This window comes from Streptomyces sp. S186 (genome assembly GCF_051603415.1).
Lineage (GTDB): Bacteria > Actinomycetota > Actinomycetes > Streptomycetales > Streptomycetaceae > Streptomyces.
In genome coordinates this window covers 3656553-3680231 of the sequence record NZ_CP193932.1, presented here as the reverse complement: position 1 = coordinate 3680231, position 23679 = coordinate 3656553, and the positions used below count along the sequence as shown (strand labels likewise).

At 72.1% G+C, this 23679-nt stretch carries 25 protein-coding genes; 13 read left to right on the top strand and 12 right to left on the bottom strand.

The genetic code is table 11. From position 1 onward, the window contains the following. Window positions 1-3: 3 nt before the first annotated feature. Window positions 4-303 carry a DUF397 domain-containing protein gene (locus tag ACRAS8_RS15525; protein ID WP_438486643.1) on the bottom strand — a complete coding sequence of 100 codons (300 nt, stop codon included), beginning with the start codon at window positions 301-303 and terminating at the stop codon, window positions 4-6. Continuing rightward, entirely contained in the window at window positions 281-1135 is an 855-nt protein-coding gene (locus ACRAS8_RS15520; protein ID WP_438486642.1) for a helix-turn-helix domain-containing protein, read from the bottom strand. Before ACRAS8_RS15520 ends, ACRAS8_RS15525 begins: the two co-directional genes overlap by 23 nt. Window positions 1136-1253: 118 nt before the next feature. Here ACRAS8_RS15520 and ACRAS8_RS15515 point away from each other — a divergent pair, with 118 nt between their 5' ends. After that, window positions 1254-1448 carry a hypothetical protein gene (locus ACRAS8_RS15515; protein WP_438486641.1) on the top strand — a complete coding sequence of 65 codons (195 nt, stop codon included), beginning with the start codon at window positions 1254-1256 and terminating at the stop codon, window positions 1446-1448. Next, window positions 1448-1822, top strand: coding sequence for an ATP-binding protein (locus ACRAS8_RS15510; RefSeq protein ID WP_438486640.1), 375 nt, complete (start codon window positions 1448-1450; stop codon window positions 1820-1822). Before ACRAS8_RS15515 ends, ACRAS8_RS15510 begins: the two co-directional genes overlap by 1 nt. Before the next feature lie 199 nt (window positions 1823-2021). On the opposite strand, the gene cseC is transcribed toward ACRAS8_RS15510, so the two are convergent. The 5 genes from cseC to ACRAS8_RS15485 all read right to left on the bottom strand — a co-directional run bounded on the left by cseC (window position 2022) and on the right by ACRAS8_RS15485 (window position 6969). Continuing rightward, a complete protein-coding gene (cseC, locus tag ACRAS8_RS15505) occupies window positions 2022-3326 on the bottom strand; it encodes a two-component system sensor histidine kinase CseC (RefSeq protein WP_438486639.1) in 1305 nt (434 codons plus the stop codon). Window positions 3327-3334: 8 nt separating this feature from the next. Next, window positions 3335-4045, bottom strand: a complete 711-nt coding sequence (gene cseB, locus ACRAS8_RS15500; RefSeq protein ID WP_438486638.1) for a two-component system response regulator CseB — start codon at window positions 4043-4045, stop codon at window positions 3335-3337. A gap of 9 nt (window positions 4046-4054) precedes the next feature. Beyond that, window positions 4055-4723 carry a hypothetical protein gene (locus ACRAS8_RS15495; protein WP_438490496.1) on the bottom strand — a complete coding sequence of 223 codons (669 nt, stop codon included), beginning with the start codon at window positions 4721-4723 and terminating at the stop codon, window positions 4055-4057. Window positions 4724-4961: 238 nt separating this feature from the next. Then, window positions 4962-5513, bottom strand: a complete 552-nt coding sequence (locus ACRAS8_RS15490; RefSeq protein ID WP_018540435.1) for a SigE family RNA polymerase sigma factor — start codon at window positions 5511-5513, stop codon at window positions 4962-4964. A gap of 496 nt (window positions 5514-6009) precedes the next feature. Then, entirely contained in the window at window positions 6010-6969 is a 960-nt protein-coding gene (locus ACRAS8_RS15485; protein ID WP_438486637.1) for an A/G-specific adenine glycosylase, read from the bottom strand. 181 nt (window positions 6970-7150) lie between these two features. Here ACRAS8_RS15485 and ACRAS8_RS15480 point away from each other — a divergent pair, with 181 nt between their 5' ends. The 4 genes from ACRAS8_RS15480 (at window position 7151) to ACRAS8_RS15465 (ending at window position 10696) form a co-directional block, all read left to right on the top strand. Further along, window positions 7151-7792 carry a pyridoxamine 5'-phosphate oxidase gene (locus tag ACRAS8_RS15480; RefSeq protein WP_438486636.1) on the top strand — a complete coding sequence of 214 codons (642 nt, stop codon included), beginning with the start codon at window positions 7151-7153 and terminating at the stop codon, window positions 7790-7792. Between the two features lie 297 nt (window positions 7793-8089). Then, window positions 8090-8935, top strand: coding sequence for a hypothetical protein (locus ACRAS8_RS15475; protein WP_438486635.1), 846 nt, complete (start codon window positions 8090-8092; stop codon window positions 8933-8935). A 217-nt stretch (window positions 8936-9152) separates the two neighbouring features. Continuing rightward, window positions 9153-9578, top strand: a complete 426-nt coding sequence (locus ACRAS8_RS15470; protein WP_438486634.1) for a nuclear transport factor 2 family protein — start codon at window positions 9153-9155, stop codon at window positions 9576-9578. Window positions 9579-9712: 134 nt separating this feature from the next. Continuing rightward, on the top strand, window positions 9713-10696 hold the full coding sequence (locus ACRAS8_RS15465; RefSeq protein ID WP_438486633.1) for an NAD-dependent epimerase/dehydratase family protein: 984 nt from the start codon (window positions 9713-9715) through the stop codon (window positions 10694-10696). Between the two features lie 225 nt (window positions 10697-10921). Here ACRAS8_RS15465 and disA read toward each other — a convergent pair whose 3' ends face one another. Both disA and radA read right to left on the bottom strand, forming a co-directional pair. Further along, complete coding sequence (gene disA, locus ACRAS8_RS15460) at window positions 10922-12043, bottom strand: DNA integrity scanning diadenylate cyclase DisA (protein WP_438486632.1); 1122 nt, start codon at window positions 12041-12043, stop codon at window positions 10922-10924. A 153-nt stretch (window positions 12044-12196) separates the two neighbouring features. After that, complete coding sequence (gene radA, locus ACRAS8_RS15455; protein ID WP_438486631.1) at window positions 12197-13609, bottom strand: DNA repair protein RadA; 1413 nt, start codon at window positions 13607-13609, stop codon at window positions 12197-12199. Window positions 13610-13851: 242 nt separating this feature from the next. On the opposite strand from radA, the gene ACRAS8_RS15450 reads away from it, so the two are divergent. Continuing rightward, window positions 13852-15735 (top strand): BACON domain-containing protein, encoded by a 1884-nt coding sequence (locus tag ACRAS8_RS15450; protein WP_438486630.1) that lies wholly within the window; start codon window positions 13852-13854, stop codon window positions 15733-15735. A 12-nt stretch (window positions 15736-15747) separates the two neighbouring features. Here ACRAS8_RS15450 and ACRAS8_RS15445 read toward each other — a convergent pair whose 3' ends face one another. Next, on the bottom strand, window positions 15748-16641 hold the full coding sequence (locus ACRAS8_RS15445) for a hypothetical protein (RefSeq protein ID WP_438486629.1): 894 nt from the start codon (window positions 16639-16641) through the stop codon (window positions 15748-15750). 57 nt (window positions 16642-16698) lie between these two features. On the opposite strand from ACRAS8_RS15445, the gene ACRAS8_RS15440 reads away from it, so the two are divergent. The 4 genes from ACRAS8_RS15440 to ACRAS8_RS15425 all read left to right on the top strand — a co-directional run bounded on the left by ACRAS8_RS15440 (window position 16699) and on the right by ACRAS8_RS15425 (window position 22041). After that, window positions 16699-17625, top strand: a complete 927-nt coding sequence (locus tag ACRAS8_RS15440) for a Ppx/GppA phosphatase family protein (protein ID WP_438486628.1) — start codon at window positions 16699-16701, stop codon at window positions 17623-17625. A 470-nt stretch (window positions 17626-18095) separates the two neighbouring features. Continuing rightward, window positions 18096-18920, top strand: a complete 825-nt coding sequence (locus tag ACRAS8_RS15435) for a sugar phosphate isomerase/epimerase family protein (protein ID WP_438486627.1) — start codon at window positions 18096-18098, stop codon at window positions 18918-18920. 184 nt (window positions 18921-19104) lie between these two features. Continuing rightward, window positions 19105-20955: a dihydroxy-acid dehydratase gene (gene ilvD, locus ACRAS8_RS15430; protein ID WP_438486626.1), complete on the top strand. Its 1851-nt coding sequence runs from the start codon at window positions 19105-19107 to the stop codon at window positions 20953-20955. Window positions 20956-21108: 153 nt separating this feature from the next. Then, a complete protein-coding gene (locus ACRAS8_RS15425; protein ID WP_438486625.1) occupies window positions 21109-22041 on the top strand; it encodes a hypothetical protein in 933 nt (310 codons plus the stop codon). Here ACRAS8_RS15425 and ACRAS8_RS15420 read toward each other — a convergent pair. Both ACRAS8_RS15420 and ACRAS8_RS15415 read right to left on the bottom strand, forming a co-directional pair. Beyond that, the gene (locus ACRAS8_RS15420; protein WP_438486624.1) at window positions 22038-22253 is read right to left on the bottom strand and encodes a DUF397 domain-containing protein; all 216 of its coding nucleotides are present in this window, start codon (window positions 22251-22253) and stop codon (window positions 22038-22040) included. The genes ACRAS8_RS15425 and ACRAS8_RS15420 overlap by 4 nt on opposite strands. Beyond that, window positions 22235-23077 (bottom strand): helix-turn-helix domain-containing protein, encoded by an 843-nt coding sequence (locus ACRAS8_RS15415; protein WP_438486623.1) that lies wholly within the window; start codon window positions 23075-23077, stop codon window positions 22235-22237. The genes ACRAS8_RS15420 and ACRAS8_RS15415 overlap by 19 nt, the downstream gene beginning before the upstream one ends. 169 nt (window positions 23078-23246) lie before the next feature. Between ACRAS8_RS15415 and ACRAS8_RS15410 the strand changes: the two genes are divergently transcribed. Next, window positions 23247-23459 (top strand): hypothetical protein, encoded by a 213-nt coding sequence (locus ACRAS8_RS15410; protein WP_438486622.1) that lies wholly within the window; start codon window positions 23247-23249, stop codon window positions 23457-23459. After that, a complete protein-coding gene (locus tag ACRAS8_RS15405) occupies window positions 23456-23677 on the top strand; it encodes a hypothetical protein (protein WP_438486621.1) in 222 nt (73 codons plus the stop codon). Before ACRAS8_RS15410 ends, ACRAS8_RS15405 begins: the two co-directional genes overlap by 4 nt. Window positions 23678-23679: the final 2 nt, after the last annotated feature.

Sequence of the window (23679 nt, the reverse complement as noted above, 5' to 3'; positions counted from 1 at the left end):
CCGTTAGGCGCTGGGCAGTTGGCCGCTCTTGACGGCCGTGACGAATGCCGACCAGTTGGTGGCCGGGAAGACGAGCGCCGGGCCGTGCGGGTCCTTGCTGTCGCGGACGGGAACAAGGTCGGGGAGAACGTCGGATACCTCGATGCAGTGGCCACCGTCGCCGTTGCTGTAGCTGCTCTTGCGCCACGTGGCGGCCGCGAGGAAGTCGTCTGATACCTCGATGCAATTGCCGCCGTCAGGGTTGCTGTAGCTGCTCTTGCGCCAGGTGGCAGTGCTCAGGTCAATCCTGTAGCTGCGCTTCATGTCGATAGCCCTTCGCCGCTTCTTCGATCATGGGCAGGGACGCCTCAGGCGGCAGTGCGGCAGCCCTGAGCAGATCGTACGACCTCCGATACTCCGTCACGAGCGGGGGGAAGTCGATGATTTGGCCGCTGTGGACGTTCTCGGTGTAGGCGATGGTGGGCGCATCAGGGAAGGCCATGACTCGCAGGTCGCCCATCATGTTGGGGCCTGTTGCCGCTGCTTCGGGCAAGAGTTGAAGAACGCTCCCGCTGTTCCGGATCACTGCGACGATGTGGTCCAGCTGGTCGGCCATCTGGTCGGGCGGCAGAGTGGGTCGACGAATGAGCGATTCATGCAGGATGCCCCAGTAGTAGGCGTGGTCGTCGCGCTTCCAGAATTCGGCGCGTGCCATTCGTGCGCGGACAAGCTTCTCGACCTCCTTGGCCTTCAGCCAGGGTTTGCCCATCCGTACGAGTTGCCGGACGTAGGCGTCGGTCTGCAAGAGTCCAGGGAAGACGCCGGGTGCCCACTCCTCGATCGTCGTCGCGCGGACTTCCATTTCCACGACGTCTGCGAAGTACGCGGCGATGCCGGAGCGTCGCGCCTGTTGCACGTTCTCACAGTGGCGCTGGAAGAAGCCGCCCGTCTTGAGCCTCTTGTCGATGTGCACCGCAAGGTCCATCGGCATGCCGAGTTCGCCGCGCTCAATTCGGCTGAGCAGTGGTGCGCCGCGGAAGCTTCCCTCTACCAACTGGTCGAGTGTGAGGCCCGCGCTCTCCCGCAAGTAGCGCAACTCGGCGCCGTAGAAGGACGGGACACTCGACGACGGGTCGGGATCCTTGCGCGGGGACATGACTCACCACCACCACTTGTCAGTTGGGCGTTAAACGCCGATTCCCTTCCGAAGGTACGCCGCATCACGTCACGCTGTGAGCGTTTCGTCACGATGCGCCACTGGAAGGTGAAGGACCATGAACGACGTGCACGAATGCGCCGAGGAACTCAGGGACGCGCTGAAGGTCCACGGCATCACGCTCCCTTCCCTCGGCATCGAACTCCCCTCGTTCGCAGGGGCGTATCCACCACCCCTCGTCGCGCTCGGCAACTGCAACATGGCCACCGCCCGCCAGTTGGCCGAGGTGCTGTGGAAGGCGGCGGCGCGGTGATGACCGTACGGCTGCTCGCCGTACCGAAGGAGGTCCCGCTGCTGCGGCGGGCCCTCCGCGCACATCTCGGCACGGCGGCGACCTGCGAGGTCGAACTGTGCGTCAGCGAACTCGTCGGCAATGTGATCCGGCACGTGGGCGAGGGCACGCCCGTCACCGTCCACGTAGGCCGGACCGGGGACGGGCGGATGCGGATCGAGGTCATCGACCCCGAGCCGCGGGCCCTGCCCGTACTGCTCCGGGCCGCCGCGGACGACGAGGGCGGGCGCGGGATAGCGCTGTTGGACGCCGTCGCGCTGCGGTGGGGCGTGCGGCAGGAGGAGGCCGGCAAGACGGTCTGGTGCGAAGTGGCGGGAGAGTCGGCGACGGCGTAGGCCGGAGGGGATGTCCCGGGGTGCGCCCGCAGGATCTGGAGCGAACGCCGGGGTATTCGTCATCTACGTACCAGATGCGCCCGCACCGAGGACGTACCCCGGGGCAGCCCCTCCGGCCCCACCCACGGCGGGAAACCGAGGCCACGCCCGCCCCCACCGGACGGAAGCCGGAACCCGTAACGAGGCCCGCCAGCAGCCCTCAGCGCTCCGGCAGCTGAATGACCGGAAAGCTCCCGGTCGACGTAGGCGCGTTCTCCGGGAGCCACAGCACGGAGACCGCGCCCGTCGACCCGTCCGTCAGCTGGTCCGCGTTGCGGAACGTCAACCGCGCGCCCAGCACCCGCGCCTGGCCGACCGCGATCGTCAGCCCCAGACCGTGACCGACGCCGGCCCGGTCGCTGCTGCCGGTACGGAACCGGCTCGGCCCCTCCCGCAACAGAGCCTCCGGAAAGCCGGTGCCGTGGTCGCGGACCCGGATGACGCGGCCCTCCACCGTGACCTCGATGGGCGGCTTGCCGTGCCGCGACGCGTTCGCGATGAGGTTGCCGATGATCCGCTCCAGCCGGCGCGGGTCGGTGGAGACCTCCGCGTCGCGGATGACCTCGACCGCGACGCCGGGGTCGAGGGCGCGCACCCGCCGCGTGACGAACTCGCCCAATGCGACGTCCTGAAGCTCGGCACGCTCGGCGTGCCCGTCCAGCCGCGCCACCTCCAGCACGTCCTCGACGAGCGTCCGCATCGCCTGGGCCCGGTCGCGGACCAGCTCGGACGGCCGCCCGGGCGGCAGGAGTTCGGCGGCCGTCAGCAGCCCGGTCACGGGCGTACGCAGCTCGTGCGCGATGTCCGCCGTCACCCGCCGCTCGGCCTCGATGCGCTGCTGGAGGGCGTCGGACATGGCGTCCACCGCCCACGCCAGATCGTCCGTCTCGTCATGGACCCGGCCGCCGCCGACCTCGTCGCGGATCCGGACGGAGGTGTCACCGTCGGCCAGCTTCCCGGCCGCCGCGGCCGCCTTCCGCAGCCTCTTGGAGAGCCGCCCGCCCACCAGGACGCCCAGCGCGCAGCCGCCGACGACCACGGCCGTGGAGCCGATCAGCAGCGCCTGGTCGAGGTCGTCGAGCACCGCGAAACGGTCCGGGAAGCGGTCGTGGAGGGACAGTACCCGGCCGTTGCCGAGCGGCGAGGCGGCCCACACGTCGGGCGCGGTCTGCCCGGTGTCCTCCAGGTACGTCGCCTTCTCGCCCTGGGCGACCTCCTTGCGGAGATCCTTCGGCAGCCTCGGATCGTCGATCTTCGCCCCGAACTGGAGACGATTGGTCGACTCGAAGATCTTCTGGGTGAAGTTGAGCCGCTCTATCTGGACGTCGCGGCTGTTGTCGAGCATGGACACCCGCGCGGCGTTGTGCACGACAAGGCTCAACGCCACCGCGACCAGCGCCCCGACGAGCGCGATCGCGGCGCTGAGTTTCCATCTCAGGCCCGTTCGCAGGGCCAGTCTGACCACCGGAGGTGTCAGCCTCTCAGCTTGTATCCGAAGCCGCGGACCGTCTCGATCCGGTCCTGGCCGATCTTGCCGCGCAGCCGCTGGACGTGGACGTCCACGACCCGGGTGTCACCGCCCCAGCCGTAGTCCCAGACCCGCTCCAGCAGCCGGTCGCGGGAGAGGACGGTGTTCGGCGCGGTGGAGAACTCCAGCAGCAGCCGCATCTCGGTCGGCGTCAGCGCGACGTTCTCGCCGCCCTTGCGGACCTCCATGCCCTCGGTGTCGACCTCCAGGTCGCCGAAGCGCAGCACGGTCTCCGCCAGGTCGTCGGCGTCCGCCGCGCCGGCGCCGGCCCGGTCCGGGCCACTGGCGTGGCCGAAGCGGCGCAGCACGGCGCGGATCCGGGCGACCAGCACCGCGCCGTCGAACGGCTTGGTGACGTAGTCGTCGGCGCCGGCCTCCAGCCCGAGCACCACGTCGATCGAGTCGGCGCGAGCCGAGAGCATGATCACGGGGACGGTGGACTCGTCACGGATGCGGCGGCAGAGGCTGACGCCGTCCAGCCCGGGGACCATCACGTCGAGCAGCGCGATGTCGGGACGGTTGGCGCGGAACGCCTCCAGGCCCGCGAGCCCGTCGGGCATGGCGGTGACCACGAAGCCGTCCCGCTCCAGTGCGAGCTGGGTGGCCTCGCGGATGACGTCGTCGTCCTCGACGAAGAGCACGTGGGTGTCGGCCATGTGGTTCTCTCAGCCCTCCGGTGCCGTGGTTCCGTCGGCGGTCTCGGTGGTCGGGTCGGTGGTCGTGTCGGGGTCGGCGCCGGTGGTGGCGTCGTGGTCCGGCGTGCCGCCGACGGTGGTCTTGCTGTAGTCGGTGTGGTACCGGTCGTACTCGGTGAAGTGGTCGTTCGCCCAGTGGTACGTCATGACATCTTCCCCCGAGGGGCAGCACACCTTGTCGGCCGCCGCGTAGGTCTGCTTGGAGACCTCCAGCTCGCCCTTGCTCACTCCGGCGTAGACCGACGGCTGCTCGTTCGCATACACGTTGTCATACCCGTTCCGGGCGCCCGCCCGCTCACGGTAGACGTACGCGCCGAGTCCGACGGAATCCGCGCAGGTCATGACGTTGACGATCACGTCGGGGGCCTTGTTGCCGGTCAGTGAGGCGTAGGTCACCTCGATCGGGTACTCGTCGGCCGCGCACGGCTTGGCGACCGCCCGCTTCACGTCCGCGCCCACCTTCGGGTCGGCGGTGAGCAGCTTGACCGCGTTGACCTTCTTGTAGTGCGTGCCGGACGTGGGCGCCGGCGCGGACGTCACCGCGCCCCGGGGCACGGGGGTGTGACTCGCGGAGCCCTCCTTGCGTATGCCCTCGCCACCGGGATTGCAGCCGGCAAGCAAAAGGCCGACGGCGGCCACACCCGCCGTGGCCGCGCCGCCCTTGGTCCATCCGTTTCTGGCCAGGCTTCTGGTCAGCCTGTATCTGGACAATCCGCTCCCGCTCACCGTGCCGCTCGCACAGCCGCCGTTCCCGCTGCCGCCGTGGGCCCGGGCGCTGCTCCTGAGGAGATTGTCGCGCGCCGAGCTGTGAGCCGGGCTGTGGGCTTGGTTACGCCGCCGGCCGGGCCGGCGGAAGTGCTCGCCGTCGCGCCGCCGGTCAGGCCGCGCACCGCTCCCGCTCCTGCTCCCCGCGCTCCAGGATGCGGGCGTCTATGTCGCGGTTCTCCAGCTCCTGGCGGAGGCGGGCGAGGGCCCGGTGCAGAGTGCTCTTGACGGTGCCGGTGGACATGCCGAGCGCGGCCGCGGTCTCCTCAGTACTCATCTGCTCCCAGTGGCGCAGCACGACGACGCTGCGCTGCTTGGGGGCGAGCACGCCGAGGATGTCCATCAGCAGGGCCCGGTCGGCGCGCTGCTCGGTGCCGTCGTCGACGCTGGCGTCCGGGAGCTGCTCGGTGGGCACCTCCTCCAGCTTGCGGGCGCGCCACCACTCGGTACGGGTGTTGATCATGACGCGGCGCAGGTAGGCGTCGGCCAGCGACTTGTCCGCGATGCCGTCCCAGCGGCCGTAGGTGCGGACGAGGGCCGTCTGGAGCAGGTCCTGGGCGTCGACCGGGTCCGGCACCAGGCGCCGGGCGCTGCGCAGCAGGGCATCCTGCCGGGTCCGCACGTACTCTTCGAAGTCCAGTACCTTGCCGCCGCTGGTCGCCATTCCGACGCCTCCGATCCGCTTTCGTTTCCCCGCGTTGTCCGTGCCGGCAGTCATCTCCAGCACGGGAATGACGCTACGGAGGGGGTGTTGCGGCGTAATGTGCGTCGGCCCCTCAACGAGTGCACGGAAAACCCTCGGTTGTGTAACAGCCCGCCGGGCGTCATACCTCGGACGGACCGGGGCCGGGACGGCGTCATACTCGCGGCGGATGTACGGCCCGGGGGAGAGGGACGAAGGTCCCCCGGGAACCGCGTGCGGTTCCGGCGGCCGCCGACGGGACGCGGAACGCGTCGTATAGGGGCGCTTTCCGGCCATTCTGCTGGCGGTCGGTTTCCTTCGGTGAGCCGAAGCCGACGGGCGCGGCCCCCGGGGAAGGGGGTCGCGCCCGTGAAGACGAAGGGAACGGCGAAGTCGTTACATGACGGGACCGTGACATAGATGACGGTCGACGGGCCGGGGGCCCAGTGCGGCGGCGTCCTGGTGCCGCCGCGGCGGGTCAGGCGTGCGGCAGGCGGTAGCGGCCGCCGCCCAGCGGCTCCACCAGGCCGTCCGACACCAGCCCGTCGAGCGCGCGGGCCCGCTGCACCGGCTCGTCCCACACCGCGTCCAGCGCGCCCTGCGGAACGGGCGTGACCGCGTCCCGCAGGACCGCCAGCAGCTTGCCGCGCACCTGGCGGTCGGTCCCCGCGTACGCCTGGGTGCGGCGCGGCGGACCGTCGTGAGCCGGCGCCCCGGCCAGCCGCCAGGCGCACTGCGCGGCGATCGGGCAGCGGTGGCACTCCGGGGCGCGCGCGGTGCAGAGCAGGGCGCCCAGCTCCATCGTGGCCGCCGCCCAGCGGGCCGCGAGGCCCTCGTCCTCGGGGAGCAGGGCGCGGGCGAGCTTGCGTTCGGCGGCGGTGGTGGCGTTCGGCGGGTACTGGCGGCCGGTGACGGCGCGGGCGAAGACCCGCCGGACGTTGGTGTCCAGCACCGCGTGCCGCTGCCCGTAGGCGAAGGAGGCGACGGCCGCCGCGGTGTACTCGCCGACGCCGGGCAGCGCCAGCAGCTGGGCGTGTTCACGGGGGACGTCGCCGCCGTGGCGCTCCTGTATGGCGGAGGCCGCGGCGTGCAGACGCAGCGCGCGCCGCGGATAGCCGAGCCGGCCCCAGGCACGCACCGCCTCGCCCGGCGGCTCCGCGGCGAGGTCGGCGGGCCGCGGCCAGCGGGCCAGCCACTGCTCGTACACCGGCAGCACACGGCTCACCGGGGTCTGCTGGAGCATGAACTCGCTCACCATCACACCCCAGGCGCCCGCCTCAGGGCGGCGCCAGGGCAGGTCGCGAGCGTGCTCGGCGAACCAGTCGGTGACCGGGCCGTGCAGCCCGGTCCCGTCCGTGGCCTCCGCGGCCGATGCGGCGGCGGAGGCGTTCTCGGCGACGGCGGTCATGGCACTGGGAATGGCAGGCGTGGAAGTCATGGCACTGCCGATCCTGGCACGCCCGCCCGCCCCCGGGAAACGCACCCGCCCCGCCCCGCCGCGCGCCCACCCGCACGCAGGAAGGCCGGCCGGCGGCGGGCGGGGGATACCGGCGGTCGCACCCGTCCGGAGGTCCCGGGCCGGTGCGCGTGGGGCGGCGGGGGCGTACGAGGATGCAGATATGGAGGAGACGAGCGATTCACAGGGTGCCGGAGGCCGGGCGGACGCGGGCGGGAAGGCGGCCGCGGACGCGGTGCGGGACGTGGTCCGGGACGGAGGAGGGGACGTGGTGGGGGACGTGGCCGGGGACGGAGGCGGGGGCACGGGCGCGGTCGGTGGGGTGATCGGTGGAGTGACCGGCGCGGGGGCCTGCCCGGCCGGTATCCGGCGGGCGCTGGACGGGCACACCACGGTGACGCTGGCGTACGTGGACGAGGACGGGCCGCAGGCGTGCGCGGTGCTCTACGCCGCCGCGGCGGCCGCCGACGGGGCGCCGGTCCTGTACTTCGTCACCGCGGCGAGCACCCGGCACGGCCGGGCCCTGGGGAAGCCGGGCGCGCGGGTGGCGTTCACGGTGCAGCGGGACGGCCAGGAGTGGAGCGGGCTGACCGGGATTCAGGGGCGCGGCACCTGCCGCCCGTTGAGCGGGGACGAGCGGGCCGCCGGCTGGCGCGCCTACACCGCGCGCTTCCCGTTCGTCGAAGCCGACGACCGGCTGCGCGCGGCCCTGGAACGCACCGCGCTGTGGGAACTGCGCCCGGACTGGCTGCGGCTGATCGACAACGCGCGGGGGTTCGGGCACAAGGAGGAGTGGCGGGGGTAGGGCGATACGGGGGTGGGGGTGCGGGGGAGTGTCAACTGGCGGCGAGTCAGTTTGGCGGCTGTCGAGCTGAGGTCGGGGCCGGGACCAGGACCAGGACCAGGGTCGGGGCCGTAGGGGCGGAGGCCGGCGGGGTGGCGGGCGCGATGGCGGGTACCGGTGCCCGGGTCGGGGCCGGGGACGCCGGTGTGGTGCGAGCAGCCGTGGACGGGCTATCACCGGACCGATGATGTGAAAAGTTGCAGCCCGATGCGGCGGGTACTGGCCGGTGCCGGTGCGGATCTCTCGTAGAGTTTTCGCGTGGGATCACTGCGCAATCCGATCGGGCCGCTTCCCTCCTCCATCTACTGGCGGCGGAGGGCCGTTGCGCTGGCCGTCCTCGTCCTCCTGATCGCCCTGGTGGTGTGGGTGCTCACCATGGGCGGGGACGACGAGAAGACGGCCAACGAGGGCAAGGGCGCGCAGGGATCCGGGCCCGCCGCCTCCATCACGCCGGGGCCCGCGCCCACGGGCCCGGTGAATGACCAAAAGCCCGGTGGGCGCGACGAGTCGGGCGCGGGAGGCGCGTCGGGGTCGGACGGCGGCTCGGGCGCCGGATCGGCGGGCGGCGAGGGATCGGACAGCGGGAGCGGTGGCGTCAGCGGGGGCTCCGGTGGCCGTTCCGGAACGGGCGGTGCCGGTTCCGGTGGCGCGGCGATCGGTGTGCCCGCGGGCGGCGACGTCGTCGCGGCGGGCCCGTCACTCCCCAAGTGCGGCCCCGGAACGGTGAAGTTGACGCTGAAGAGCATCAAGGACAGCTACCCGCCCGCCGACAAGCCGAAGTTCCGGCTGACGGTGGAGAACTCCGGTGGCGCGGCCTGCAAGGTAGACCTCGGGCGCAAGGCGGCGGTGCTCACCATCACCGACACCGCGGGCGACGACCCGGTGTGGGCCTCCGACGACTGCGCCACCGGTGCCGCCCCGGCGTTGCTCCAGGTGCCCGCCAAGGGCGCGGTGACCCGCACCGTCGAGTGGGACCGCCGGGCCAGCGGCCCCCAGTGCGCGACGCCGAGCACGGCGGTGGTGCCGGCCGGCGAGTACCTGATCCAGGCGAAAGTACCGGGGCTGGCCCCGGCCCACACGACGTTCGAACTGGCCCAGGACTGAGACGGGGGCGAGGTCGGGGCCCTCGGACACGCCCTAAGGGGCCGAAGGAGGCCCCAGGGAACCCCACCGGGGGTATCGAAAGTGGATCTTGTTGATGCGCTTGCCTTACCTCGGAGGTAATCGTCTCGGTCTGCCTGTGCAGGCAGGGTTGGTGATCTCTCCGCGTCGGCATGACGCGGACCAGGACGGAGGGGCAGTCGTGTCGATAGCCGCGCCCATGAACACGCGCAGTGTGGTTGAGGAATTGCTGCACAGGATTGGCGAGGGCGATCCCGAGCGCATCGCTGAGCTGTATGCCGAGCGGGGCGATTGGAAGCTGGATTGGCCGGAGGCCGAGCACGGTCGCCCCGCCACGCCATGGATTCGTCACCGGTCCACCCGGACCGACGCGGCTGCCCACTATCGCGAGCTTGCCGAGCACCACGTGCCGGAACACGTGGCGACTGAGATCGAGCGCATCCTCGTCGACGGAAACGATGCGGTCGTGCTCGGGGAGATCCGCCAGACCGCCCGGTCCACCGGACGTGCGTATCGTGCCCGGTTCGCCCTGCACCTGACTGTCGAAGACGGCCTTGTCACCCGGCACCATGTCTACGAGGACAGTCTCGCCGTCGCCCAGGCATTCGAGGCAGGGCATCAGTAAGGGCCACCAGGCCGCTGGTCACAGCCACTTGAGGAGCCGCCGGAAGAGGCGCCTCCAGATGTTCCGCTCGTAGGGGATTCGCTCAGAGCGTGGCCCGGTGGTGGCGGGTGGGCCGCTTGGGCACAGTCCCCGGCATGAAGCTACTGATGCTGGGCGGTACGGAGTTCGTGGGGCGGGCGCTGGCCGAGGCGGCGCTGGCCCGGGGATGGGACGTCACGGTCTTCCACCGGGGGCGGCACGCGGCGCCCGAAGGGGTCGCCGTGCGCCACGGCGACCGGTTGGCCGAGGGCGGGTTGGCCGCCCTGGAGGACGGCGAGTGGGACGCCGTCGTGGACACCTGGAGCGCCGCGCCGGTGGCGGTCCGGGACACCGCCCGGCTGCTGGCCGGCCGGGTCGGGTCCTATGCGTACATCTCCAGCGGCTCGGTGTACGCGTACCCGCCCGGCCAGCGGATCAGCGAGTCGGCGCCGCTGGTGGCGGGCTCGCCGGACGCCACCGACGCCGACGACTACGCGCAGGCCAAACGGGGCGGCGAGCTCGCCGCGGTCGAGGCGTTCGGGGACCGCGCGCTGCTGGTCCGCGCGGGGCTGATCCTCGGCCCGTACGAGAACAGCGGGCGGCTGCCGTGGTGGCTGAAAAGAATCGCCCGCGGCGGCCCGGTCCTCGCGCCGGGGCCGCGCGACCTGCCGCTGCAGTACATCGACGTGCGCGACCTCGCGGAGTGGACCCTGGACGCCGTACGGGACGGGCGCTCCGGCGCGTACAACCTGGTCAGCGAGTCCGGGCACGCCACGATGGGCGAGCTGCTGGAGAGCTGTGCGCGGGTGACCGGCGCATCGGCCGAACTGCGGTGGACGGCGCCGGAGGACGTGCTCGCGGCGGGCATCGAGCCGTGGACGGAGCTGCCGGTCTGGCTGCCTCCGGGCGAGCTCCACGACGCGCTGCACGGCGGCGATGTCGCCAAGGCGGTGGCGGCCGGGCTGCGCTGCCGGCCGGTCGGCGAGACGGTGGCGGACACGTGGGCGTGGCTGCGCGGCATCGGCGGGACCGCGCCCCAGCGGCCGGACCGGCCGGCACCGGGCCTGCCGGCAGAGAAGGAGGCGGCGGCGCTGGGGTAGACGGGGCGGGGCGGTGGGCGGGGGGCCACGGGGGCGGGGCCCTAAGGGGGATGCGAACGGATCCCGTAGGGGTCGCGAGCGCCCCCTGCGGGGCCTCAACGCGCCGGCGGGGGCAGGGTATTCCCGCGGGGCGGGCACATGCACCACCCCGCGGGCCATGCGTACTGCCCCGTGGGCCATGCGTACGGCGCGCCTCAGACCCGCAAGGCGCCGGTCTCCGGTCGCCTACACGTACCGTTCCAGGATCGAGGATTCCGCCAGGCGGGAGAGGCCCTCGCGGACGGAGCGGGCGCGGGTCTCGCCGACGCCCTCGACGGCCTGGAGGTCGTCGACGCTGGCCGCGAGGAGCTTCTGGAGGCCGCCGAAGTGGTCGACCAGGCGGTCGATGACCGCGCCGGGGAGACGGGGGACCTTGGCCAGCAGCCGGAAGCCGCGCGGCGAGACCGCCGAGTCCAGCGTCTCGGGAGAGCCGCTGTAGCCCAACGCGCGGGCCACGATGGGGAGTTCGAGCAGCTCGGCGTGGCTGAGGGCGTCCAGCTCGGCCAGCGCCTCGGCGACCGTGCGGGAGCGCTTGGCGGTGGGCTCGGGGACGTAGTCGCGGGCGACCAGTTCGCGCTCCGGCTCCACCCCGGCGATCAGCTCCTCCAGCTGGAGGGCCAGCAGGCGGCCGTCGGTGCCCAGTTCGACGACGTACTCGGCGATCTCGGTGGCGATCCGGCGGACCATCTCCAGGCGCTGGGCGACCGCGGAGACGTCGCGGACGGTGACCAGGTCCTCGATCTCCAGGGCGGAGAGGGTGCCGGCGACCTCGTCGAGGCGGAGCTTGTAGCGCTCCAGGGTGGCCAGCGCCTGGTTGGCGCGGGAGAGGATCGCCGCGGACTCCTCCAGGACGCGGCGCTCGCCGTCCACGTAGAGCGCGATCAGGCGCATGGACTGGCTGACCGAGACGACGGGGAAACCGGCCTGGATGGAGACCCGCTGGGCGGTGCGGTGGCGGGTGCCGGTCTCCTCGGTGGGGATGGAGGCGTCGGGGACGAGCTGGACCCCGGCGCGGAGGATCTTGGTGATGTCCTTGTCCAGCACCAGTGCGCCGTCGAGCTTGCACAGCTCGCGGAGGCGGGTGGCGGTGAACTCGACATCGAGCACGAAGCCGCCGGTGCACATCGACTCGACGGTCTTGTCGAAGCCGAGGACGATCAGGCCGCCCGTATTGCCGCGGAGGATGCGCTCCAGGCCGTCCCGCAGGCCCGTACCGGGCGCGACGGCGCTCAGCGAGGCGCGCATCAGGCTCTCGGTGCCGCTCCCCGCGGACCTGCCGGGAGACGACGCCCGGTCGTTCGCTGCCACTGCACTCCTCCGTCGCATGGTCTGTCGGTCCGGGCCGCCCGGCCGCTGCCGCGGTGCGTACCACTCGGAGCGTACGTGGCCGGCGGCGGAACGGCGGTGCGGGGCTGGGCCCTGGGCCCGCCCCATCGGACACGCCCTAGACCGGGGCAAAGTCTACCGGCGCGCTTCCTCCTCCCGCGGGGCCTCCCGGCGGACCCGCTTGGGCAGCACGGACAGTGCCTGGCCGACGTCGGCGACCTCCAGCACGCGCATTCCGTCGGGGATCCTGCCGGGGTCGGAGGGAACCAGGGCGTGCGTGAAGCCGAGCCGGGCGGCCTCCGACAGGCGGCGCTGGACGCCGGTGACCCGCCGGACCTCGCCGGCCAGGCCGACCTCGCCGATCGCGACGAGGTTCTTCGGCAGCGGGGTGTCGCTGGCGGCGCTGGCCAGGGCGAGGGCGACCGCGAGGTCGGCGGCCGGTTCGCTGAGCTTCACCCCGCCGACCGTGGCGCTGTAGATGTCGCGCTTGCCGAGGGCGCTGATCCGGCCGCGCTGCTCCAGGACGGCGAGCATCATCGAGACCCGGGAGGTCTCCAGGCCGGAGGTGGTGCGCCGGGGGGAGGGGATCTGGGAGTCGACGGTCAGCGCCTGGACCTCGGCGACCAGCGGGCGGCGGCCCTCCAGGGTGACCGTCAGGCACGTCCCGGGCACCGGCTCGTCGCGGCGGGTCAGGAAGAGGCCGGAGGGGTCGGCGAGGCCGGTGATGCCCTCGTCGTGCAGTTCGAAGCAGCCGACCTCGTCGGTGGTGCCGTAGCGGTTCTTCACGCCGCGGACGAGGCGGAGCCGGGCGTGCCGGTCGCCCTCGAAGTGCAGGACGACGTCGACCAGGTGCTCCAGGAGGCGGGGGCCGGCGATCGCGCCGTCCTTGGTGACATGGCCGACCAGGAGGGTGGACATGCCGCGCTCCTTGGAGGCCCGGATCAGGGCGCCGGCGACCTCGCGGACCTGGGCCATGCCGCCGGGGGCGCCGTCGATCTCCGGGGAGGCGACGGTCTGTACGGAGTCCAGGATCAGCAGCGAGGGCTTGACGCCGTCCAGATGGCCGAGGACGGCGGAGAGGTCGGTCTCGGCGGCCAGATAGAGATCCTCGTCGAGGGCGCCGATGCGGTCGGCGCGCAGCCGGACCTGGCTCGCGGACTCCTCGCCCGTCACATAGAGCGTGCGGTGCTCGGCGGAGGCGGCCTTGGCGGCGACATCCAGGAGGAGGGTGGACTTGCCGACGCCGGGCTCGCCGGCCAGCAGCACCACCGCGCCGGGGACCAGCCCGCCGCCCAGGACGCGGTCCAGCTCGGGCACGCCGGTCGAGCGGGCGGTGGCCTGCCTGCCGTCGACCTGGCCGATGGGCAGGGCGGCGGTGGTGACCCGGCCGGGCGCGGTGGTGCGCACCGCGGGGGCGCCGCCGAACTCCTCGACCGTGCCCCACGCCTGGCACTCCGGGCAGCGGCCGAGCCACTTGGCGGTGGTCCAGCCGCACTCGGTGCAGCGGTACGAGGGGCGCTCCTTGGCCGACGATTTACGAGTTGCCATGACGCCACCGTAGCGGCGGGGTATGACAGCGGGTGCGGCAGCGGACGTTCCCGAGGGCTCCTGACGGGCGGAGCGGACGCCGTGGCGGGAGATTGCGCCGTCCGGGTGGCGTGCGCCGTGCGCGTGCGACCGGCATTTAGCAGATATGTGTCCCCTTTTGAGGGAGATGGTCACCCGTACGGGTTAAAAGTGGGCCCGCTACACAGGAGCGGCTGCATCATCCGCCTACCGTCGCCGGGGTGATGAGCAGCAGGCCCGAGCACCGTACGCACACCACCGGCGCACACCGGTCGCGCATCGCCGCGCCGCGCCGGCACCGGACGCAGACGCCGACCGACGGGCTGCCCGCCCGCCCCGAGCACCAGGACCGCTACGAGCCCCATCTGGACGGGTTGTTCACCTACTGCCTGTCCGTGCTGTGCGAGCACGACGCGGCCGCCGCGGTCCTCGGCGAGACCCTCGCACTCGCCGAGCGCCAGCACGGCCGCCGCCCCGGCGACCCGGCCCTCTTCCGCCCCTGGCTCTACGCCCTGGCCCGCTGGGCGTGCCTGCGGCGGCTCGCCGAGCAGGCCGCCCCGGACGCCGTCGGCCCGCCCGATCCGGACCGTACGCCGGCGCGCCGGCGCGAACTGGCCGCGCTGGCCTGGCCGGAGGCCGCCGGCACCACCCCCGAGCAGCGCGAGGTGCTGGAGCTGTCGGTACGGCACCGGCTGGCACCGGAGGAGATCGCCGCGGTGACGGGCGCCGACCCGGCCGCCACCAGGACGCTGCTGGGCGCCGCGTCCTGCGAGGTGGAGCGGACCCGGGCGGCGCTGGCGGTGGTCGAGTTCGGGCGATGTCCGGACGTGGCCCGGCTGGCCGGGGACAGTCAGATGCTGCTGGGCGCGGCGCTCCGCCGGGAGCTGGTGCGTCATGTCGACGACTGCGCGGAGTGCCGCCGGACCGCCGAGCGGGCCACCGCCGCCGGGCCGTGGCCGGGCACCGCGCCCGCCGGCCAGGGCGCGCTGCCGCTGGTCACCGCGGACCGTTCGGCGGTGTGCGCGGCGCTGGCGGCGGCGACGGAGTCCCGGTCGGGGCGGGCCGAGGGCGTGCCGGGGGCCGCGCCCGTGAAGGGCGGCCGGAGCGGGGGAGCAAACGGTTCTCCACGCTACGACCGCAGGGGTTTCCCGGTCGCCCCCACGGACCGCTCGGCCCGCCGCCGGCGGCGCCGCAACCGCGTGCTGACCAGCACCGTCGTGGCGACGGTGCTGGCGGCGCCGGTGCTCGCGCTGTGGGCGGCGTACCACAGCGCCCCGGAGACGGGCGAGGCGGACGTGCTGCCGGCGGTGGCGGCCAACGAGGTCGCGGGGCCGGGACCGGGGGACGGCAAGCGGCGCGGCCATCCGTACGAGAACGCGGGCAACGCCCGGCCGTCGGCGCCGCGTCTCCCCGGCCTGCCGTTCGGTGACGGGCCGGGCGACGGGCTGTCGGACGTCTCCGTCGCGGTGCTGGGCGCGGGCGCCGGCCCGACGCCGCCCGGCGGCCAGGAGGAGAAGAGGGGGCCGGGCCGGCTGACGGTCGACGCGCAGCCGGCCGAGGGCCCGACCACCGTCATCACGATCCGTGCCTCCGGCGGCACCCCGGTGCACTGGCAGGCGTCGACCGGTGCGCCCTGGCTCCAACTCAGCCGCACCGCGGGGCAGTTGGAGCCCGGCCAGACCACGAAGGTCACGGTCTACGTGGACCACGACCGGGAGCCGGACGGGAACTGGCGGTCCGCGATCGCCATCGAGCCCGGCGGTACCGTCGTCAACCTCAAGGGGCACGGGGCGACCGAGCCCACGCAGGAGCGGGGGCCCTCGTCCGGCAGTTCGCATCCGGCGCGGCCGCGGCCGCAGGCGTCGCAGTCGCCGCAGCCGTCGTCGCGGCCGAGGCCCGGCGGGTCGACGCGGCCCGCGCCGACGCCGGCCCCGACGCGTCCGACCCATCCGGCGTCGTCTCCGTCGGCTCCGTCGTCTCCGGCGCCGACGCGTCCCGGGTCGACCGGGGGACCGGCGCCGGCGTCGACGCCGAGCGCGAGGGCGACCCCGCCGTCGGATTCGCCGAAGCCGCCGAAGCCGTCGCAGACCGCTCGGCCGCCGCGATGAGGACCGCTGTGGCTACTGTGCGTCGGCCCGCCGCAGCCCCGGGTCGGCCGGGTGGGGGGCCAGCGGGAGTTCGGACGCCAGCCGCTGCTCGCACAGTTCGGCGAGCTTGGCGTAGCCGGCCTTGCCCATCAGCTCGGTCAGCTCCGGCTTGTACGTGACGTAGACCGGTTCGCCGGCGCCGTGCGCGGAGGTCGCGGAGGTGCACCACCAGTGCAGGTCGTGGCCGCCGGGGCCCCAGCCGCGGCGGTCGTACTCGCCGATGGTGACCTGCAGGATCTGGGTGTCGTCGGGCCGGTCGATCCAGTCGTAGGTGCGCCGCACCGGCAGCTGCCAGCAGACGTCCGGCTTGGTCTCCAGCGGCTCGCGGCCCTCGCGCAGCGCGAGGATGTGCAGCGAGCAGCCGGCGCCGCCCTTGAAGCCGGGGCGGTTCTGGAAGATGCAGGAGCCCTGCCAGCGGCGGGTCTGCCGCTCGCCGTCCTCGTCCTCCTCGATCCACCCGGTCTCGGTGCCGACGTCGTGGAACTGCCACAGGTCGGGGGTGAGCCGCGCCACGTGCTGTGCGACCCGCTCCTCGTCCTCCTCGTCGGAGAAGTGGGCGCCGAGCGTGCAGCAGCCGTCGTCCGCGCGGCCGGCCTGGATACCCTGGCAGCCGCTGCCGAAGATGCAGGTCCAGCGGGACGTCAGCCAGGTCAGGTCGCAGCGGAAGAGCTGCTCGTCGTCGCCCGGGTCGGGGAAGGTGACCCAGGCGCGGGCGAAGTCGAGGCCGACCTCGTCGGCCGTGGCCCCGTCGCCGGACCGCGCGTCGCCGGACTGCGCGGCGGATTCCGCGGCCGCGGCGGCCTTGGCGCGCCGCTTTTCTTCCTTCTTCAGGGCCTTTTCGTGCTTCGCCTGTTTCGTCTTTGCCACGGGTCCAGCGTACGGCCGCCGCCGATTGTCTCCCGTCGCGGCAGTAGGTTTCCCCGTATGAGACTCGGTGTCCTCGATGTGGGTTCGAACACGGTCCACCTCCTGGTGGTGGACGCACACCCCGGCGCGCGCCCGCTGCCCGCCTACTCGCACAAGGCGGAACTGCGCCTGGCCGAACTCCTCGACGAGGACGGCGCGATAAGCGAGGCCGGCATCCACCGCCTGGTGGTCACCATCCAGGAGGCGATGCAGGTCGCGGAGGACAAGGGCGTCGAGGACGTGCTCCCGTTCGCCACCTCCGCGATCCGCGAGGCCAGCAACGGCGAGGGGGTGCTGCGCCGGCTCGCCGACGAGACGGGCGTCACCCTCCAGGTCCTCTCCGGCGAGGACGAGGCGCGGCTGACCTTCCTGGCCGCCCGCCGCTGGCTCGGCTGGTCGGCCGGCCGGCTGCTGGTCCTGGACATCGGCGGCGGTTCGCTGGAGATCGCCTACGGGCTGGACGAGGACCCGGACGTGGCGGTCTCGCTGCCGTACGGAGCCGGCCGGCTGACCGGTACGGACCTGCGGGACGATCCGCCGGACGCGGAGGACGTGCGGGCGCTGCGGCGCCGGGTGCGCGCCGGGATCGCGCGGGTGGTCAGCGAATTCTCCCGGCACGGCACGCCCGACCAGGTCGTGGGGACGTCCAAGACGTTCAAGCAGCTGGCCCGGATCGCGGGGGCGGCGCGTTCCGCGGAGGGGCTGTACGTCCAGCGTGACCTGCCGCGCAAGAAGCTGGAGGAGTGGGTGCCGCGGCTGGCCCAGATGAGCGCCCGGGAGCGGGCCGCGCTGCCCGGGGTGTCCGAGGGGCGGGCGCGGCAGCTGCTGGCGGGGGCGTTGGTGGCCGAGGCGGCGATGGATCTGTTCGGGGTGGAGAGTCTGGGGATCTGTCCTTGGGCGTTGCGGGAGGGGGTTATTTTGCGGCGGTTGGATCATCTTCCGTAGGGGTTGGCTTCCCGCGAGGGGTGGCTTCCCACGTTGTCTTCTGCGGGGCCGTGCCGGCTGGGGTGGCCTCGCCCACGGCTGGTGGGTGGGGTCGGAGGGGCTGCCCCGGAACCCGTCCTCGGTGCGGGCGCATCTGGTCCGTAGATGACGAATACCCCGGCGTTCGCTCCAGATCCTGCGGGCGGGCTCCGGGACATCCCCTCCGACCTGGCCGGCACGCGGCTTTCCCGCCGTCTCGGTGCCGGGCGGGCGGCTGACGTGGGGCGTCCCCGGAGGTCGGTGGCCGGGTGCGGTCCGGTGGGGATGCGTGGGCCCTCCCTGTGGATGCGGCGGAGATCACACGGGGGGCGTGGAGCGGGACGTCACACGCGTCGCAGAGGTTCTCGGGGGTCACAGGGGTTGCGTGGGGGAGTCGTGGCGGTGCTCACGTCCTGGCCCTGTGCCGGAATTCGGCCCGTACGCTGTCCCTCGTGACAGAGCCAGTGGTGCGCATCCCTGACGCGAAGGTCGCGCTGTCCACGGCTTCGGTCTATCCGGAGTCGACGGCGACGGCCTTCGAGATCGCCGCGCGCCTGGGCTACGACGGCGTAGAGGTCATGGTGTGGACCGACCCGGTCAGCCAGGACATAGAGGCGCTGCGCCGGCTCTCGGACTACCACGGTGTGCCGGTGCTGGCCGTCCACGCGCCGTGTCTGCTGATCACCCAGCGGGTCTGGTCCACCGACCCGTGGGTCAAGCTCCAGCGCGCCCGCACCGCGGCGGAGAAGCTCGGCGCCTCCACGGTCGTGGTGCACCCGCCCTTCCGCTGGCAGCGCAGCTACGCGCGGGAGTTCGTCCGCGGCATCTGGCGGATGGAGGGCGAGACGGACGTCCGGTTCGCGGTGGAGAACATGTACCCCTGGCGCTACCGCGACCGCGAGATGCTCGCCTACGCACCCGACTGGGACCCCACCAACGACGACTACCGGCACTTCACCGTCGACCTGTCGCACACCGCCACCGCCCGCCACGACGCGCTGGCGATGGTCGGGCGGATGGGCGACCGCCTGGCGCACGTCCACCTCGCCGACGGCAACGGGTCCGCCAAGGACGAGCACCTGGTGCCGGGCCGCGGCAGCCAGCCCTGCGGTGAGCTGCTGGAACGGCTGGCCGCCAACGGCTTCGACGGGCATGTGGTCGTCGAGGTCAACACCCGCCGGGCGATGTCCGCCGCCGAACGCGAAGCCGACCTGTCCGAGGCGCTGGCCTTCACCCGCCTTCATCTGGCGTCCCCGACCTGGGTTCCCGGCAAGTAGCCGCAAGTAGCGCCTTGTCCGCACTGCGGTCGGGCGTCTCACATGCCGGAGACGGTGTCCGGATCTTGGATCAAGAGCGTAATCTCGGGGACAGCTGCTGTATGGCCTCGCCGTACCTGCTGAGCCTGCTGTGCCTGGCGCAGGGCGGCGCGCCGTACGTCCGTTTCCCGAGGGAGTGACCATCGTGCCCGAGCTGAGGTCCCGCACCGTTACCCATGGCCGCAACATGGCGGGCGCCCGCGCCCTTATGCGAGCCTCGGGCGTAGCGAGCGAGGACATCGGCAAGCCGATCGTCGCGGTCGCCAACTCCTTCACCGAGTTCGTGCCCGGCCACACCCATCTCGCCCCGGTCGGCCGGATCGTCTCCGACGCCATCCGGGCCGCGGGCGCCGTGCCGCGTGAGTTCAACACCATCGCGGTGGACGACGGCATCGCGATGGGCCACGGCGGCATGCTGTACTCCCTGCCCTCCCGCGACCTGATCGCGGACAGTGTCGAGTACATGGTGGAAGCCCACTGCGCCGACGCGCTGATCTGCATCTCCAACTGCGACAAGATCACCCCCGGCATGCTGATGGCCGCGATGCGCCTGAACATCCCGGTCGTCTTCGTCTCCGGCGGCCCGATGGAGGCCGGCCAGGCCACCCTGGTGGACGGCACCGTCCGCAAGCTGGACCTGATCAATGCCATCGTCGACTCGGTCAACGACAGCGTCTCCGACGAGGACGTGCTGCGCATCGAGGAGAACGCCTGCCCGACCTGCGGCTCGTGTTCCGGCATGTTCACCGCCAACTCCATGAACTGCCTGACGGAGGCCATCGGCCTCTCCCTGCCCGGCAACGGCTCGGTGCTCGCCACCCACACCGCCCGCCGTGCCCTCTACGAGAACGCCGGCCGCACGGTCGTGGAGATCACCAAGCGCTACTACGAGGACGGCGACGAGTCCGTCCTGCCGCGCAACATCGCCACCCGCGCCGCCTTCGAGAACGCCATGGCCCTGGACATCGCCATGGGCGGCTCCACCAACACGATCCTCCACCTGCTGGCCGCCGCCCAGGAGGGCGGTCTGGACTACGACCTCAAGGACATCGACGCGGTGTCGCGCCGGGTGCCGTGCCTGGCCAAGGTCGCCCCGAACGTCGCGCCCGGCGGCACGTACTACATGGAGGACGTGCACCGCGCCGGCGGCATCCCCGCCATCCTCGGTGAGCTGTACCGCGGCGGGATGCTCAACGAGGACGTGCACTCCGTCCACTCCGCCACCCTCGCCGAGTGGCTCAAGACCTGGGACGTGCGCGGGGGTTCGCCGTCCGCCGAGGCCGTCGAACTGTGGCACGCCGCGCCCGGCTGCCAGCGCTCGGCCACCGCGTTCTCGCAGTCCGAGCGCTGGGACACCCTGGACGTGGACGCCGCGGGCGGCTGCATCCGCTCCGTCGAGCACGCCTACTCCAAGGACGGCGGCCTGGCCGTCCTCAAGGGCAACATCGCCGTCGACGGGTGTGTGGTGAAGACCGCCGGCGTCGACGAGTCCATCTGGACCTTCGAGGGCCCGGCCGTCGTCTGCGAATCGCAGGAAGAGGCCGTCGACAAGATCCTGAACAAGCAGGTCAAGGAGGGCGACGTCGTCGTCATCCGCTACGAGGGCCCCAAGGGCGGCCCCGGCATGCAGGAGATGCTCTACCCGACGTCGTTCCTCAAGGGCCGCGGCCTGGGCAAGGCATGCGCCCTGGTCACCGACGGCCGTTTCTCCGGCGGCACCTCCGGCCTCTCCATCGGCCACGCCTCCCCCGAGGCGGCCTCCGGCGGCACCATCGCCCTCGTCGAGGACGGCGACCGCATCCGCATCGACATCCCCAGCCGCTCCATCGAACTCCTGGTGGGGGAGGGGGAGTTGGCCGCCCGCCGGGAGGCTCTGGGCGGCGTCTACGCGCCGAGGAACCGCGACCGCAAGGTCTCGGCCGCCCTGCGCGCGTACGCGGCCATGGCGACCAGTGCCGACAAGGGCGCGGTCCGGGACGTGAGCAAGCTGGGCTGAGCGCCGGGGCGCGCCTCCGTCGTACGGGCCCCGCCCGCCGTGACTTCCGGCAGGCGGGGCCCTTCGCTACGCCGATTACATCGGTCTTTCATGGCGGTCGTCCAGGATGGCGTCGAGCCATCGCCATCCTGAACATCCCGAAAGGAACGACACGTGATCGGTAGGACCGGAAAGTCTGGAAAGTCCGGGAAGGTCAGGAAGATTCGTACGGCGTCGGGGCTCGTCGCGGCCCTGGCGCTCACCGGCTCCCTCGGCGCCGTCGCGGCCACCGCACACGCCGACGCGCCGTCGGCCCACCGCCAGGCGGCCGAGCAGCCCCAGACCAAGCGCGTCTACAACGGCATGCAGATCGCGTTCCCCCCGAACTCGACCGATCTCTTCTGCACCATCGGGGCCGTGGGGACCGACGACCACCAGCGCAAGATAGCCATCTCGGCAGGCCACTGCATTCGTGACAAGTCGGGGAAGTACGCCGACCACGAGATCCCGGACAACATCATCCCCGTCGTCGACCGCAACGACCCGAAGTACGGCCCCATCGGCTATGTCCGTTACTTCAAGGACCCCGAGGGCTCACAGACCGGCCACGCCACCAAGGACTACATGGTCATCGAGCTGGTTCCGCAGGTGACGCTCTCCTCGCAGGGGCCGCACCTGAAGCAGACCGGCGTGCTGAAGTACCCGAAGGGGCCGGTCAGCCCGAACGCCATGAATCCCGCGCGCGACGACGAGCGCCTGCTGACGACCGGCAACAACGAGATCATCACGTCCGGGCAGACGGGCACGTGGTACGGCACCGTCATGAACAACGACAACGGCATCTACCGGGCGCCGGCCGTGAACAAGGCCGGCGACTCGGGCGGCCCGGTCATCTGGCACGTCCCGGGCACCGATCTCCCGTCCCAGGCCAACAAGTTCCAGGCGGCCGGCCCCTGGGCCGGAATCACCAAGGCGGTGACTCTCCAGTTGCCGCCCTTCAACTACACCAGCTCGGCGAACATCCTGGCCGACCTGCGCACCCGCGAGGCCGCCGCCCCCAACCACGACATCTACGGCGCGGGCTTCGAGGTGACCCCCAACCCCTAACGCCCGTAACGCCCCTTGACGCCGGCGACGAAGGCCCCCCAGGCCGCCGCCTCGAAGACGAGCGCGGGGCCCTGGGGGTCCTTGCTGTCACGGACGGGCACGAGGGCGGGGGAGGCGGTGACGTTGTCGGCGACCTCGATGCATTGGCCGCCGTCCGGATTGCTATAGGTGCTCTTGCGCCAGGTGGCGGTGCTCAGGTCGATGGATCGCACGGCACTTCCTCCAACATCCGCATGACGAACTTCCGCGATTCGACCGGGCTCAAGGCCAGGTCGCGAACGGCATCGTACGCTTGTTGCAGACGTTCAACCGAGGCCGTTTCTTGGATGAGTTCGCCTTGATACGCGTTCTCCGTATAGGCGACGGTGCGACCGTCCGACAGCCGGAGGAACATCACGTCGGTGCTCACCAAGCCATGGGGCCCCGATCCGTAAGGCAGCACCTGAACGGTGATGTTCGGGCGCTCCGCAGCCTCGATGAGGTCTTCGAGCTGCGTCCGCCATTGCTCAGTGTCCGCCAGTGACATACACAGCACGGCTTCGGACAGGACGGTGCGGAAAGGTGGCGCGTCTTCACCCACTAGCAACTCACGGCGCCCTGTCCGTGCTTCGACTTGTTGCATCAGCTCAGAGCCCTTGGTTCCGCTCGCAGCGAGTACCTCGTGTGCGTAGCCTTCGGTCTGAAGCATGCCGGGCAGGATGCTGACGCCGTAGTGCCACAAGCTCACCGCCTCGGCCTCCAGGGCCATGTAGCGCCGGTACTGCTCCTTGAACTGCGAAGGGTTGGCCGCCGCCAACTCCCATAGCGCCAGCAGCAGTCCAGGCGTCCCGTAGTAATGGTCAAGGGCCTCGGCGACCTCTGGGCTGCCCAAGGTCTGGCCCTTCTCCATCTTGCCGAACAGGGACCAGTCCCAGCCGAGCGCCTCCCCGAGCTGCCGCAGGCTGTCGCCCTTCTGCAGGCGCAGTCTGCGCAGTTCCTCCGTGAGCCGCTGGCGTGGTTCCTGGCTCCGTCCGCTGATTGCTCGTCGCGGTGGCATGGTTTCTGCCCTCCGTGGAAGGTGTGGCACGGTCCGGCTCGGGGCGAAGCAACGCAGTCCGCAGACGGTGTCCGCACGCCTTTCCTTCGCCATTCTCGTAATGGCCGGAACACGTACGGTAGTCGTGCTCCGGCGTCTCCGGCAGGGAAACGGCAGAAGGAGCAGCCCCATGACGAAAGAGAAGATCGCCGACGCCGAAGCGGCGCTCGACGTGTTGGCCGCCGCGCTGGAGCGGTGCGGCATCGTGCTGCCGTCGCTCGGTCTCGACCTGGTGACGTACTGCGGTCAATCGCCGCGCCCGCTCATCGAGTTGGGGCGCTGCAACCCGCAGACCGCGCGGCGGCTGGCCGCCGTCATCGGGGATGAGGGTGCGCCGTCGTGAGCGACTGCGGCCCGGCTAAGGGCGAGATCGTGCGGGACCGGCTGAGGGACCGGGTCGGGCGGGTCATGGATCGGGAGGGGGCGTGTTTCCAACTCCGGCCGCTGGGTGGCGGGGTGGAGTGGGACGCGGCTCCCGAGGACATCGAGCCGGTCGCGGTGTCCGCCGCGCTGAGCGGCCACATCGCGGAACTCAACCGGCACAGCACGCGGCCGGTCTGACG

Excerpts from the sequence above, each read along its gene's own strand:
- radA (WP_438486631.1), bottom strand. The coding sequence starts at position 13,609 with ATGGCAACTCGTAAATCGTCGGCCAAGGAGCGCCCCTCGTACCGCTGC.
- ACRAS8_RS15415 (WP_438486623.1), bottom strand. The coding sequence starts at position 23,077 with ATGCCACCGCGACGAGCAATCAGCGGACGGAGCCAGGAACCACGCCAG.
- ACRAS8_RS15485 (WP_438486637.1), bottom strand. The coding sequence starts at position 6,969 with ATGACTTCCACGCCTGCCATTCCCAGTGCCATGACCGCCGTCGCCGAG.
- ACRAS8_RS15470 (WP_438486634.1), top strand. The coding sequence starts at position 9,153 with ATGAACACGCGCAGTGTGGTTGAGGAATTGCTGCACAGGATTGGCGAG.
- ACRAS8_RS15520 (WP_438486642.1), bottom strand. The coding sequence starts at position 1,135 with ATGTCCCCGCGCAAGGATCCCGACCCGTCGTCGAGTGTCCCGTCCTTC.
- ACRAS8_RS15490 (WP_018540435.1), bottom strand. The coding sequence starts at position 5,513 with ATGGCGACCAGCGGCGGCAAGGTACTGGACTTCGAAGAGTACGTGCGG.
- ACRAS8_RS15410 (WP_438486622.1), top strand. The coding sequence starts at position 23,247 with ATGACGAAAGAGAAGATCGCCGACGCCGAAGCGGCGCTCGACGTGTTG.
- ACRAS8_RS15525 (WP_438486643.1), bottom strand. The coding sequence starts at position 303 with ATGAAGCGCAGCTACAGGATTGACCTGAGCACTGCCACCTGGCGCAAG.
- ACRAS8_RS15440 (WP_438486628.1), top strand. The coding sequence starts at position 16,699 with ATGAGACTCGGTGTCCTCGATGTGGGTTCGAACACGGTCCACCTCCTG.
- ACRAS8_RS15515 (WP_438486641.1), top strand. The coding sequence starts at position 1,254 with ATGAACGACGTGCACGAATGCGCCGAGGAACTCAGGGACGCGCTGAAG.
- ACRAS8_RS15510 (WP_438486640.1), top strand. The coding sequence starts at position 1,448 with ATGACCGTACGGCTGCTCGCCGTACCGAAGGAGGTCCCGCTGCTGCGG.
- ACRAS8_RS15450 (WP_438486630.1), top strand. The coding sequence starts at position 13,852 with ATGAGCAGCAGGCCCGAGCACCGTACGCACACCACCGGCGCACACCGG.
- ACRAS8_RS15465 (WP_438486633.1), top strand. The coding sequence starts at position 9,713 with ATGAAGCTACTGATGCTGGGCGGTACGGAGTTCGTGGGGCGGGCGCTG.
- ACRAS8_RS15480 (WP_438486636.1), top strand. The coding sequence starts at position 7,151 with ATGGAGGAGACGAGCGATTCACAGGGTGCCGGAGGCCGGGCGGACGCG.
- cseB (WP_438486638.1), bottom strand. The coding sequence starts at position 4,045 with ATGGCCGACACCCACGTGCTCTTCGTCGAGGACGACGACGTCATCCGC.